Here is a 12005-nt window from a genome sequence, read left to right on the forward strand (position 1 = left end):
GTTCACGAGGCGGCGGCGGCAAATGGAAATAACGAATAACGCCAACAGGCGGCAGTCCTTCTACAGAAGGTCTGCCGCCTGTTCTATGATCCGCTCGATCTGCGCCGCCGCCTGCCGGAGATCCGCCTTTTCCCCCCGCCGCAGCTTCGCTTCCAGGGCAGCGAAGATCGCGGCGATCTCATGGATCGCTGCTTCCCTCCGCTGCCTCACGGCCGCTGCATGAGTGCTTCAACTTCCCGGCGAAGTTCAAAAGCTTCCTGCTGCAATGCACGCAAAGACTTCTCCGCCTGCCCCTCAGCCAATCCCAGCTCGAGATCTCGGAAGCGTTCCGATGTCAGAAGCCGCTCAAGCCTCCCCTTAGCATCCGCCGCAAACGCTTGTCCCTCGGTGAGCATGCGCCTCGTCCAGCGCCGCTTCACGATCAGCGCTGCCATATGACCACGATCAGTGCGATTGCAGCAGCCAGAATAGTCAAAGTCAATATATTAGAGAATATATATGCGATTAGATCTGGAATCCAGCGGGCAATCTCCGCCGCGATGATCTCTTCCATCTGTCCATATCCTCCTGAGATAACGGCATGCCAAACCCCTCATCCACTCACCCGGCAGCATGATGCCAGATATGAAGCCAGCCCTGTCAGGATTTTGTCCGATCAATATGCATAAAAGGCTCGACACATAGCTTTATTTTTATTATCGTTTAGTTTGAACCTTCTGCTTCTGAGCCGGAGGATCGTTCCCATGCGGGATGCCGCGGCATAGCAGCGGTGACGGCAGCACAGGAATCCCGCCGGATGACAGGCTTCTTAAGCTTCTTACATGTATTATGCCCACGAATGATGGGATGACGGTTGTTTTGGCAGCGACTATGGCAAGCTAGATGCAGAAAGGAATGATCACGCGTGAACGCCGTCGTATTCGATCTAGAATTGGTGAAACGATTCCGCAAAGGACAACCTTCGGAGATCGTGGAGATCGGGGCTTGCAAAGTCGATCTTTCCTCGAGGGAGATCATCGATCAATTTCAGATCTATATCGCGCCGCGCAAAGGTTACATCGCCAAGAGCACGCGCAGCTTCATCAATATGAGCAAACAAGACATGTTGTCCGCTGTGCCCTTCCGCGTCGGCATCAAGCGGTTCGTCGAATGGCTGGGCGAGGACTATTACTTATGTTCCTGGGGCAAGGATGACCGCATTCACCTCATCGATGAATGCATCCGCAAGAAGGTCAACTTGAAGTGGCTCATCAATTACAATGATATTCAGAAGCAGATCGGCGCTGTGCTGCGAGAAGACAATCGCAATCAGTTAGGCCTGCAGAACGCCTTAGAGCTGGCCGGCATCGAACCCGTGGGGCTGGCGCACCGCGGGATCGACGACGCGATCAATACGGCGAGACTCATGATCCGGCTGCTGGATCATATCCAATTGCAGCGCAATGAGGTGACGGACCAGGAGATCAAACAGTTCATCCAGAAACGGCAGAGGAAACGACAAGCACGCGCCAGAGCACTTAGTACAGCCAAAAATAAATCCCCTGAAGCCTCAGAGGAACAAAAAAGCGACCCGTCCTAGATTCCAGGTCCCCTCCAAGGAGGGGGCCTGGCTTTATACAACTCCAATCACAAACCAAACAGCTGCAGCAGGAACATCGCGCCGATACCTGTGATCACCGTGAACAATAGACTTCTCGTTGCGATCGCAACGATGAGGGTCGGAATAAGGGCGAGCAGATTCACGTTCTCCATCAGCGGAATGAAGCTCTCCCCTTCCGTTAACACCGCCTGCACCAGCAGCGCCGTCATGACCGCGATCGGCACGTATTGCAAGAACCGCAGCAGCCACTCCGGCATGCCGAACTTCGTGATCAGCACCATCGGCAGCACGCGGGGCAGCAAGGTGACGAGCGAGACCCCGATCAGCAGCCAGAGGAATCCTTCGCTGAGCGTCATCGTTCCACCACCATCCCAGTAATCGCCGCAGCCACTGCCGCCGCGATCACCGCGATATGGCCCGGCAGCCAGAGGAAGGCAAGGACGAAGTAGACGATCGTGCTGCCGGCAACGATCAAGTCCGTTCTGAATTTCTTACGGTGGATCAGGGACTGCACAACCAGCCCGGCGAACATCGCCGGCAGGGCAAAGCCCAGCCCAAATTGCTGCGGATTCGGGATCCAGGTGCCGAACCAGGCGCCGACCAGCGTCGCCAAGACCCAGTTGATCTGCGCTGTGATATTCATGCCCAGCATCCACTGGTCGCGATGGGTCGTATTCGGGGTCAAACGGTTAATCGCTACGCCGAAGGTCTCGTCGGTCAACTGGGCGCCCAGGATGAAATTCTTCTTCGCTGAATACTGCCGGAACATCGGAGCTAACGCCGCGCTGAGCAGAAGATGGCGCAGATTGACGAAGAACACGGTGACGATGATGGATAAGATCGAACTGCCCGCACTCATCATGCCGGCGACGATGAACTGCGCCGAGCCCGCATACAGGAACACGGACATCAGCCCGATCTCCAGAACGCTCAGCCCCTCGGCCGCACCGACCACTCCCGCAGCGAAGCCGATGCTAAGGTATCCCAGCAGCGTCGGGATACAGTCCTTCACCCCACCCCAGAAGGTGAGCCGTTCCAGCGGCAGCTGACCGGAAGGGCTGAGCTCTGCCTGAGCCGCAGCAGAGTCAGAGGGAAGAATCGGATTCTCTATAGGATGTTCTATAGGCTTCTCTGTATGCGAGCCATTCACGGCTGAAGAGTCCGCCGTCAATCTGCGTAACGATTGTTGCCTGCCAGATCTGCGCACTTGCTCGTTCCTCTCCCTTTATTATGATCTGTATGTAAATCATGACTCAGCATTCGCTGAGCCATTCTCCCCGCAACCTCCACTCCTGCATAACAGACTCTTTGCCTAATCCTTCACAACTGCTCCGCACATTCCATCTCTTCCTCTGGCATGAGATGCTTCCCCGCTGCTCGATAAATCAACCACTGAGCTGCAGCAGCTTAAACCTCCGCATGCGCGATTTGGACCTGTTTGACCCTGCGCTGCACCAACCTCAAACGGATGAAGAAGCCAATGGCAGCACAGGTCAGTCCAATCGTAATGCCGATCCAGAATCCGTAAGGACCAAGTCCTGTGGACTGCGCCAGCCAATATCCCGAGGGGATGCCGATCAGCCAATAGGCGATCAATGCCGTGATGAACGGCACGGTGACATCCTTATAACCCCTTAAGATTCCCTGCAGAGATGCTTGAGAAGCATCCGACAACTGGTAGATCATAGCGAACAGGAAGAACTGAGCCGCCAGTTCGATGACCCGACGGTCATTATTGTAGATATAAGCGATCGGCTCGCGGAAGAAGAACAAGAGCATCGCGCCGATCGACATGATCCCCAGGGCGCCTAGAACGCCCAGCACCGAATACTGCCTCGCATCGTCATAACGCCTGCTGCCCACCTCATAGGCGACGACGATCGTCAGCGTCATCGAGATGCTGAGCGGCATCATGAACATCAGCGATGAGAAGCTCATCGCGACTTGGTGCGCTGCCAGCGTGACTGTATCGAACATCGAAGCGACGAGCAGGGTCATCAGAGAGAAGATGCTTGCCTCGAAGAAGATCGATAAACCTATCGGCACGCCGATGCGAATCTGCTCCCACCATGCTGTGAGGGACGGCCGATACCATCTGCGGAACAGCTGATACGACCGGAAGACTTCCAGCCGCGCCGCCAGCAGGATGCTGACGAAGAGGATCACCCAATAAGTCACCGCCGTCGCCGCACCGGCACCGATTCCGCCTAACCTGGGCAGTCCAAGCTTGCCGAAGATGAGCAGATAGTTAAGGACGACATTGAGCGGCAGACCGATGAGCAGGATGATCTTCATCGTAATCCCCGTATACCCTTGTGCATCAAAAAAATATCGCAGCACCTGCGAGGCGAAGTAAGGGATGATGCCAAATCCTATGGCAATCAAATAATGCTTAGCGACATGATACACTTCGGGATCGTCGATATCGATGAGTCCGAGAACCGGATCGAGGAAGAAAACCCCCGCCGTGATCAGAACTACGCTGATCAACAGAGAGACATAGAGGCCCTGCGTGACGGCCTGGGAGATCTTCTCGCGCTCTCCACTTCCCAGCAGCTGCCCGATGATCGGCGAGATCGCTAGGATGATCCCGCCAAGCCCGATCGATATGGGCATCCACAGGTTAAATCCAACGGCCACCCCCGCCTGCTGAGCTGTACCTGCACGCCCCGTCATCATCGTATCCACGACGGTCATCGCATTGTAGCTGACCTGCGTGATGAGGATCGGCCATAACAACTTCAGGAATAACCGGATTTTCTCCCGCAGTGTATAGGTCTGATGCATCGTTCGTTTCTCCTTTTCACCTATGATTGTTGCTCATATCTCAGCAAATCCAAGATTTCGCAAGGCAAAGCAGCATTTGTCCATACACGAAATACACGAAATACACGAACACACGAATATACGAATATACGAAACCCAGGGAGCCTTAACCCCCTGGGCTGTACCCCAATCGATTGTATCGAAGGGCTTGCTACGGGTCAATATCATCCCCGAAGCGTTCCACGCAACCGGTTATCCTTACCAGTCGTCGGTGATATTCTTATTGATCTTATTCAAACTGGGCGGAAGTTTCCTCATCTTCTCCGCCTTCGGCGTGATTACTTCGTCCTTCCTGGAAGCCTGACGCTGCAATTCCCGGAAGGACTGACTCTTATGACGCGCATACCGCTTCACCCCTTGAAGCTTAATATTCCCGCCGCAACCCGAGCCATCCTTAGCAATCACAGCCAGGCTCCCGCGCCGCTGACAAGGTCAATGTGTGATCAATAAGCCAGGGCGAACAAGCCCCGAATCTGCGACAGATAGCGGATATTGCTCGCTTCTTTCATCAGAGCAGCAGGCGTGCCCTTTAGCTTAAGACCGCTGGCGCCGATGGTGCCGATGGCGTCCTTGCGGCCCAAGCTGCCCAGCGTTCCGGAGAACACCGGCTGGAACTCCTTCAGCACTCCGCCTTTGATCACCGCGGACAGGTTATATCCGACGGCCTCCCCCATCTGCCAAGCCAGCTGCGCCGTCGGCGGATAAGGCACGCCTTCCGGATTCATGACGACTGCACTGTCCCCCGCCAGGAAAATCTCCGGATGCGACGTTGATCGCAGGTGCGGTGTCACCGTTGCCCGGCCGCGGTTTACCTCGATGCCGCTGTTTGCAACCACGCTGTTGCCCTGCACACCGCCTGTCCATACGACGGTTCCGGCTTCGATGATCTGACCGTCTTTGAGCGAAACCTTATTCCCATCAACCTCGGTGATCGGCTGACCGAGTATGAAGCGTACTCCCCGTGCTTCGAGGCTTGTCTTCGCCCGCTCGACCAGATCTTCCGGGAAGCCCCGCAGAATCGTCGGCATGGCCTCTACGCAATAAAGCTTCACCTCATTAAAATCAATGCCATGTTGGGCGCACAGCTCTGGCAGCATATCGGCCATCTCGCCGACCAATTCGATACCTGTTAAGCCGCCGCCGCCGATGACGAAGGTTGCGTCCGCTGGGTTCTTCGTCTTGGCGTAACGCGCGATCGACTGAAGGATATGCTGATGGATGCGTTTGGCATCGTCGACGGATTTGAGTACGAAGCTGTTCTCCTGCAGTCCAGGGATGCCGAAAAAAGCCGTCTCGCTGCCCAGCGCGATGACCAGATAATCGTAAGTCAGGGTCATGCCGTTGGCCAGTTTAACCTCTTTCTCATCCGGGATGATCTCGGATACCGTGTCCACGCGGATGCCTACATCGGTTCCTTCGAGCAATTTATGAAGCGGCAGGGCCACCGCTTTCTCATGCAGGTTGCCTACAGCGAGGCGATGCAGTTCCGTGATGATCTGGTGCGTCGAATATCGGTTGACTAATGTAATCTCTGCTTGTTCCGGCGTCAGATAACGGCGTGCAGTCAGAGCGGTCAACAATCCGCCGTAGCCGCCGCCGAGGATTAAGATTTTTTTCATCCTTATGTTCACCTCAATCTTAGCGTTGTTGTTCCCGTTCGGACAGCACGTTCATGTATGCTTGCAGGAAACGGAACATCTTCTGGACCTGCGGATCCTTCAGCATCTTGACCAGATCGAAGAGACCGATGGTTCTGGTATCGCTCTTCGCACGGTCTCCGGCCTCTATGGCAGCCGATGCATAATGTTTCACCTTGTCCTTGACCGGATTCAAGACTTGCATGAAACCGCCCTTCATATCGTCGAGCAGGATGCGGTCATTGGCAACCGTCTGCAGCAGATCGTAGGTTTTGGTCATCGTGGTCATCATCTCGGTGATCTTAGGCAATTGTTCAACCAAGGTCTGCAGCGAAGATTGCACTTCCGGCTTCATCAATTGTTCAAGCAGATCTTGTTGCAGCGTTTTCCCCGCCGATTGAGCTGCTGCTTCCGAGTTTTTTGGCTCGGGGTTCTTTGTGTTTTCCATTCTGACTGATCCTCCTTCTTTAGCTCTGAGAGACATCGCCGGACAGGGAAGAGATGCGATTCTTAGGAAAATTGTTCATTTTTTCACAATCAGCTGCGTACTTCTCCTTGGAAGTACTTAGCCGGCATCAAGCCAATGAATCTGAATGAATCATCATACTACAATGAATCGCGTCATTTCTCTCCTTATCCTCAGCCTGCTTCTTTTCCTCGTCTTATCGTTTTTCTATCATAGTACATTATACACAATAATTTATCATATTCACTGAAAATCGTACATTTTTTGTTGCAAATTTTATGGTTAATCGTTAAAATTCGCACAGCTTTTTGGGGAATCCCTTGCGAATAACCTTTAACCTCCGCCCCTTCCTCCTTCCATCCAACAAAAAAAGACCTCCGTTCTTTACGAAGGCCCTTCAAACATCACTCAGACTCATTAGGCGGCATTCATCACATTCAGCCTGATGCGATTGCCGGCCGGATCTTCCAGATACCAGCCGTCCGCCGCTTCCGACCACTCCACCCCTGCGCGGTGAAGCTGATCCAGCAGAGACTGCAGAGCGGTCTCATCGGGCAGCAGGATCGTGTAATAGTCAAGAGCCGGACTTCCTGCAGGCGGTCTGGGCGCACCCGCGCCGGCCCAGATATTCAGCCCGAGATGATGGTGATAACCGCCCGCAGCGATGAACAAGGCGCCCCAGCCGCTCGAACCGTCCAACATCATATCGAAGCCCAGCTGATCGCAGTAGAACCGCTTCGCCGCATTCAGATCATTCACATGCAGATGCACATGGCCGATCTTCGTGCCAGCCGGAAGCCCATGCCACTCGTGTCCTTCTGCTTCATGCAGCAAGCCGCGCCAATCAATCGGTTCCGTCACCATATGAATATACCCGTTCGGCTGATACTCCCACTCGATGCGAGGTCGGTCCCGATAGATCTCGATCCCGTGGTCATCAGGATCCGAGATGTATAAGGCTTCACTAACCGCGTGATCCGCTTGTCCGATCTCGATGCCCTTGTCCATCACCTGCTTCAGGAAGACGCCCAGATCCCGCCGCGTCGGCAGCAGCACGGCAAAATGGTAGAGTCCCGTCGTTCTTCTCGGCCGCTTCACCGACGGATCCGGAATCTGCTCCAACACAAGCAGCGTCTTGCCCTCTTCTGCCCCTAATTCCGCCATTCCTTCGCCGCGGCTGAGCACGCGCATGCCGATGATCTCCTCATAGAATGCGATCGAACGCTCCAGCTGGCTGACCCGCAGCTTCACTTCGCCCATTTCGATGTTCGGATGTATTTTCGTCATGGATAGAACCCACCTTTATGCATTTTATGCCTGCTGTTAACTGTTACTCCGTCTGCCTGCCGGCAGCAAGTTTTAACCGATATTTAGGATAAAAACTTCAAACCATACCTGCTGCTGAGCGATGATATCCGAAATTTCGTATAAAACTCGCCGTTAACGCCAACTTTTCTTCACTTTTATCCTAATTTTTGGTCAAAATGCAGAAATCACCCTGATTGCAGCGTCTATTTATCCTAATTTTAGGATAAACCCCTTGCTCAACATCCCCATCATCTAGTTATAACGCAATTAGATTACATAAAGTTAGCATATATCATAATTACAGTATAATCAAGATCCTGTTCTTCCACATTGTTCTACTTAATAAACCTTTATGTTGACTAAGTAGGGATTATCCGATAAACTAATTGTTAATTAAATATCTCGATATACGGCGGGCGGAGGAGAAAGATCGTCTTTTTCTTCCGCTATTTTTAAATGAACCGCATGCGTATATCCGATCCCACACCTTATAGAAAGGTAATTGACACCTATGACTAATTTTAGAGTCCTTTTGTTTTACAAATATATCCTGATCCCCGATGCCGAGCGCTTCGCAGCAGAGCATCTGGCTTACTGCAAAGAACTCGGAATCAAGGGCCGCATCTTGATCGCGGACGAAGGGATTAACGGCACACTGTCGGGAAGCATCGAACAGACGGAGCAGTATATGCGTGATCTGCGCAGCAATCCGCTGTTTCAGGATATCGTGTTCAAGATCGATGCAAGCGATGCGCATGCGTTTAAGAAAATGTTCGTCCGTTATCGCAAGGAATTGGTCACACTGCGTTACGATAGACCGCTGGATCCGAACCGCGACGGGGGCGGACGCCTGCGGCCAAGCGAGTTCTATGCGTGGCTGCAGCGTGAGGATGTGGTCGTCTTGGACGGTGCGGATGACACCTGCCACCATCAGCATCTCGTCTGCGATGACTGTTTGGAAACCAAACACGGATACTGCTCGACAGCTTGTGAAGACCATGACCATCAGCAGCTGATGAACCGCTGAGGAACAGTATGCAGACAACATAAGGTACCAAGCATAAGTAAGACCGTGCAAGCATATCAGCCGATGTTTGCAGACGGCGTTTTGATTATTTTTGAAGACAGGGGGTGATCCTATGCATGAGACAGAGATGTCGACCCGTAACAGGATCATGCACTTGCTCAAGATCCACGGTGAACTGAGTGCGAAGGATCTCAGCGAACAGCTCGGCATCACAAGCATGGCCGTGCGTCGTCATATCGCGACCTTAGAGCGGGATAACTTGATTGAATCGACCACCGTTCGCCAGCCGATGGGACGGCCCGCCGCAGTCTACCGGTTGACGGAACAAGCGGAGGATTTCTTCCCGAAGAACTACCACACGATCGCCCTCGACCTCCTCTCGGAATTAGAGCAGGATGCCGGGATCGCCACGGTGAATCGGCTGTTCGAACTTCGGCAGCAGTCGCTTCTTCAGCGTTACCGGGAGAAGATCACGGGGAAGACGCTGAAGGAGCGAGTCGCCGAACTCTCCGAGATTCAGAACGAGAACGGCTACATGGTACAGTGGCAAGCCACCGGCGAAGATGAATATATCCTTACGGAATACAACTGTCCAATCTTCCAAGTCGCCGGCAGATACAACCATGCCTGCGCCTGTGAACAGAACTTATTCGAATCCTTACTCGATGCGGAAGTGACTCGCAGCGACTGTTTGGCAGAGGGCGATCAGAAATGCGTCTACCATATCAAACGCAAGCCAACCGGCCAAACGGCGGCACAAGGAGAGGGATCATCTTGAATCTCGGTTTGGTGATCGTAGAAGTCTGCAGCCGCAATGCCGTGAACACGCCGGCGCTTGAGCAATTTGAAGCCGAGCATCCGGAAATCGCGGTGATGTACGAAGAGTGCTTAAACAATTGCGAGTTATGCGCACTGCGGCCCTTCGCCTATGTCAATGGCAAGACGGCGACGGCCCCAACCGCTGAAGGTTGCATAGAACGAATCAAGAAACTTGCCGGCCGCGAACTCCGCATATACGAAGATATCGACAGTGACATCTGATCGGATGTACGGTCGGTACTTTTTGGCTAAAAGGATATCCTCAGCAGCATCAGTATTGTGAAATGCGCTGAAGATATCCTCTTTTGATTGGTATATAATAAGCCTGGTTAGTTCTGGGTACGTCCCTACCACTGTGAGGTGTCGATATGAATCAACGAATCTTAGTCGTCGAAGATGACAAGACGATCGCCATGGGCATCGAATACAGCCTGCAGCAGGAAGGCTTCGATGTCGATGTCCGCTATGATATGGCGACAGCTATGGAGACGATCCGCAGCATCGACTACAGCCTGGTGCTTCTGGATATATCTCTGCCGGACGGCACGGGCTTCGATCTATGCCGCGCTATTCGCAGCAAGGGTGATACGCCCATCATCTTCCTTACCGCCCGCGATGATGAAGTCAATGTCGTCATGGGGCTGGATATGGGCGCAGATGATTATGTAACCAAGCCCTTCCGCGTCCGCGAGCTCATCTCTCGCATCAAGAGCGTCCTCCGCCGCAGTCAGCCGCAGGACCCCCGTCGGCCGGCGATCTATGTGCTTGGCGATGTCTCGATCTATCCAGACCAAGCACGCGTCACGAAGCGCGGCGAAGACGTGATGCTGACAGCGATGGAATACAAATTGCTGCTTACCCTTGCCAGTCATATGGGACAAGTGCTGACCCGCAGCCAGATCCTCGAACAGCTGTGGGATCTTGGCGGAGAATTTGTAAATGACAACACATTAACGGTATACATCAAACGCTTAAGAGATAAGATCGAAGATCATCCGCAGCATCCGAAGCTCATCCACACCGTACGCGGTTTGGGCTACAAGGCAGAGGCAGGTGAACCGCATGCACCTCTTGCGTAATCCAGAAGTCCTCAGATTAACGCAGGGTTTGGTTCTGGTCTTCATCCTTTTCATCCTACTTGCAGCCGCTGCCGCCAACCTGAGCCTGCAGCACCATATGCAGCCGATCCTGGATTACCAAGCGGCGATCATCGGCACCCTTGTCGAACAATTCCCGGAAGCGGAACGGAGCATCCTGCATCAGCTGGACGAAGTGGATCCTGCCGCTCTCCAAGCCGGACGAGCCTTGCTTGCCCGCTACGGCTATGATGCGGATGCCTTGCTGTACAACACGCATCACCTGCAGGATTATGCCCGCGATCAGGCTTGGCTGATCCTGTCGCTTGTCATCCTGCTGTTCGTCACGCTGATCACGATCTTCTACCTCTTCCTCCGCCGGCGTTACCGGATCGTTGCCGAACTGCATGATTACGCCGGTTTAGTCGCCAACGGCCAGAGGACGATGGATATCCGTGATAACGGGGAAGGCGAATTCAGCATCCTGAAGAATCAGATCTACACGATCACCACCATGCTCAAGGAACAAGCAGCCGTTCTCAAACGCGAGAAGCTGGCCCTCTCCGATTCGATCGCCGATATCTCCCACCAGTTGAAGACCCCGCTGACCTCCCTCTCCGTGATGACCGATCTGCTCATGGAGGAGCCGGCGCCGGAGATGCGCAAGCAGTTCCTGGAGCGCATCCGTTCGCAGCTGGATCGCATGGAGTGGCTCACCGCCTCCCTGCTGAAATTGGCCAAACTCGATGCCGGTACGATCACCTTGGAACGCCGCCTTCATCCTGTAAATCAACTGGTCCAGAGCGCGCTTGAGTCCCTCAACCTCCCGCTGGAACTCAAACAACACCAGGTGGTCATCAGCGGCGATCCGCATGTGAAGATTCAGTGCGACAAGGGATGGACGACGGAGGCTTTGGTTAATATCCTAAAAAACTGCATCGAACACACGCCGGAACAAGGCCGTATCCACATCTCGTGGGAAACCAATCCGATCTACGATCGGCTGACGATTGCCGATAACGGAGAAGGCATCCCCGCCAAAGATCTGCCCTATATTTTTAACCGCTTCTACAAAGGCAGCAATGCCCGCGATGACAGCATCGGAATCGGCCTGGCTATGGCCCACGCGATCATCCAGCAGCAAAGCGGCGACATCACCGTCAGCAGCGAAGCCGGCGAAGGCACAACTTTTACCATCACCTTCTACAAACAGCGAATCTAACGGAACTTCGCGATGCCGCGCCCT

15 protein-coding genes and 1 pseudogene are annotated in these 12005 nt (G+C 53.7%); 6 read left to right on the forward strand and 10 right to left on the reverse strand.

Going from position 1 to position 12005, the window contains the following annotated elements:
* Window positions 1–60: 60 nt before the first annotated feature.
* Genes PRECH8_RS12440 through PRECH8_RS14655 form a run of 3 tightly spaced genes read right to left on the reverse strand, consistent with a single transcriptional unit; the run spans window position 61 to window position 553 of the window.
* Complete coding sequence (locus PRECH8_RS12440) at window positions 61–210, reverse strand: hypothetical protein (RefSeq protein WP_200967434.1); 150 nt, start codon at window positions 208–210, stop codon at window positions 61–63.
* Window positions 207–434, reverse strand: coding sequence for a hypothetical protein (locus PRECH8_RS12445; protein ID WP_200967435.1), 228 nt, complete (start codon window positions 432–434; stop codon window positions 207–209). The genes PRECH8_RS12440 and PRECH8_RS12445 overlap by 4 nt, the downstream gene beginning before the upstream one ends.
* Entirely contained in the window at window positions 422–553 is a 132-nt protein-coding gene (locus PRECH8_RS14655) for a hypothetical protein (protein WP_276569117.1), read from the reverse strand. The genes PRECH8_RS12445 and PRECH8_RS14655 overlap by 13 nt, the downstream gene beginning before the upstream one ends.
* Window positions 554–904: 351 nt before the next feature.
* Between PRECH8_RS14655 and PRECH8_RS12450 the strand changes: the two genes are divergently transcribed.
* Entirely contained in the window at window positions 905–1579 is a 675-nt protein-coding gene (locus PRECH8_RS12450; protein WP_200967436.1) for a 3'-5' exonuclease, read from the forward strand.
* A 47-nt stretch (window positions 1580–1626) separates the two neighbouring features.
* Here PRECH8_RS12450 and PRECH8_RS12455 read toward each other — a convergent pair whose 3' ends face one another.
* From PRECH8_RS12455 to PRECH8_RS12485, 7 genes are all read right to left on the reverse strand, one after another.
* Window positions 1627–1956, reverse strand: a complete 330-nt coding sequence (locus tag PRECH8_RS12455) for an AzlD domain-containing protein (protein WP_200967437.1) — start codon at window positions 1954–1956, stop codon at window positions 1627–1629.
* Window positions 1953–2645 (reverse strand): AzlC family ABC transporter permease, encoded by a 693-nt coding sequence (locus tag PRECH8_RS12460; RefSeq protein ID WP_200967483.1) that lies wholly within the window; start codon window positions 2643–2645, stop codon window positions 1953–1955. Before PRECH8_RS12460 ends, PRECH8_RS12455 begins: the two co-directional genes overlap by 4 nt.
* A gap of 362 nt (window positions 2646–3007) precedes the next feature.
* The gene (locus PRECH8_RS12465) at window positions 3008–4387 is read right to left on the reverse strand and encodes an MATE family efflux transporter (RefSeq protein WP_200967438.1); all 1380 of its coding nucleotides are present in this window, start codon (window positions 4385–4387) and stop codon (window positions 3008–3010) included.
* Between the two features lie 237 nt (window positions 4388–4624).
* Window positions 4625–4831, reverse strand: coding sequence for a hypothetical protein (locus PRECH8_RS12470; RefSeq protein ID WP_200967439.1), 207 nt, complete (start codon window positions 4829–4831; stop codon window positions 4625–4627).
* A 38-nt stretch (window positions 4832–4869) separates the two neighbouring features.
* Window positions 4870–6045: an NAD(P)/FAD-dependent oxidoreductase gene (locus PRECH8_RS12475; protein WP_200967440.1), complete on the reverse strand. Its 1176-nt coding sequence runs from the start codon at window positions 6043–6045 to the stop codon at window positions 4870–4872.
* Between the two features lie 19 nt (window positions 6046–6064).
* A complete protein-coding gene (locus tag PRECH8_RS12480) occupies window positions 6065–6511 on the reverse strand; it encodes a helical membrane plugin domain-containing protein (protein WP_200967441.1) in 447 nt (148 codons plus the stop codon).
* A 435-nt stretch (window positions 6512–6946) separates the two neighbouring features.
* Window positions 6947–7816: a VOC family protein gene (locus PRECH8_RS12485; RefSeq protein WP_200967442.1), complete on the reverse strand. Its 870-nt coding sequence runs from the start codon at window positions 7814–7816 to the stop codon at window positions 6947–6949.
* Window positions 7817–8348: 532 nt separating this feature from the next.
* Between PRECH8_RS12485 and PRECH8_RS12490 the strand changes: the two are divergent.
* The 5 genes and pseudogenes from PRECH8_RS12490 to PRECH8_RS12510 form a co-directional block, all read left to right on the forward strand.
* Window positions 8349–8756 (forward strand): annotated as a pseudogene (locus tag PRECH8_RS12490) (rhodanese-like domain-containing protein); the annotation flags it as partial.
* 220 nt (window positions 8757–8976) lie between these two features.
* Window positions 8977–9642 carry a helix-turn-helix transcriptional regulator gene (locus PRECH8_RS12495; RefSeq protein ID WP_200967444.1) on the forward strand — a complete coding sequence of 222 codons (666 nt, stop codon included), beginning with the start codon at window positions 8977–8979 and terminating at the stop codon, window positions 9640–9642.
* Window positions 9639–9905 (forward strand): YuzB family protein, encoded by a 267-nt coding sequence (locus tag PRECH8_RS12500; protein ID WP_200967445.1) that lies wholly within the window; start codon window positions 9639–9641, stop codon window positions 9903–9905. Before PRECH8_RS12495 ends, PRECH8_RS12500 begins: the two co-directional genes overlap by 4 nt.
* Window positions 9906–10051: 146 nt before the next feature.
* A complete protein-coding gene (locus tag PRECH8_RS12505) occupies window positions 10052–10762 on the forward strand; it encodes a response regulator transcription factor (RefSeq protein WP_200967446.1) in 711 nt (236 codons plus the stop codon).
* Window positions 10746–11981 (forward strand): sensor histidine kinase, encoded by a 1236-nt coding sequence (locus PRECH8_RS12510; RefSeq protein ID WP_200967447.1) that lies wholly within the window; start codon window positions 10746–10748, stop codon window positions 11979–11981. Before PRECH8_RS12505 ends, PRECH8_RS12510 begins: the two co-directional genes overlap by 17 nt.
* The last annotated feature ends 24 nt before the right edge of the window (window positions 11982–12005 follow it).

Source organism: Insulibacter thermoxylanivorax (assembly GCF_015472005.1).
GTDB classification, from domain to species: domain Bacteria; phylum Bacillota; class Bacilli; order Paenibacillales; family DA-C8; genus Insulibacter; species Insulibacter thermoxylanivorax.

Coding starts and splice junctions, on each gene's coding strand:
- PRECH8_RS12475 (WP_200967440.1), bottom strand. CDS start 6,045: ATGAAAAAAATCTTAATCCTCGGCGGCGGCTACGGCGGATTGTTGACC.
- PRECH8_RS12455 (WP_200967437.1), bottom strand. CDS start 1,956: ATGACGCTCAGCGAAGGATTCCTCTGGCTGCTGATCGGGGTCTCGCTC.
- PRECH8_RS12495 (WP_200967444.1), top strand. CDS start 8,977: ATGCATGAGACAGAGATGTCGACCCGTAACAGGATCATGCACTTGCTC.
- PRECH8_RS14655 (WP_276569117.1), bottom strand. CDS start 553: ATGGAAGAGATCATCGCGGCGGAGATTGCCCGCTGGATTCCAGATCTA.
- PRECH8_RS12445 (WP_200967435.1), bottom strand. CDS start 434: ATGGCAGCGCTGATCGTGAAGCGGCGCTGGACGAGGCGCATGCTCACC.
- PRECH8_RS12465 (WP_200967438.1), bottom strand. CDS start 4,387: ATGCATCAGACCTATACACTGCGGGAGAAAATCCGGTTATTCCTGAAG.
- PRECH8_RS12505 (WP_200967446.1), top strand. CDS start 10,052: ATGAATCAACGAATCTTAGTCGTCGAAGATGACAAGACGATCGCCATG.
- PRECH8_RS12480 (WP_200967441.1), bottom strand. CDS start 6,511: ATGGAAAACACAAAGAACCCCGAGCCAAAAAACTCGGAAGCAGCAGCT.
- PRECH8_RS12510 (WP_200967447.1), top strand. CDS start 10,746: ATGCACCTCTTGCGTAATCCAGAAGTCCTCAGATTAACGCAGGGTTTG.
- PRECH8_RS12485 (WP_200967442.1), bottom strand. CDS start 7,816: ATGACGAAAATACATCCGAACATCGAAATGGGCGAAGTGAAGCTGCGG.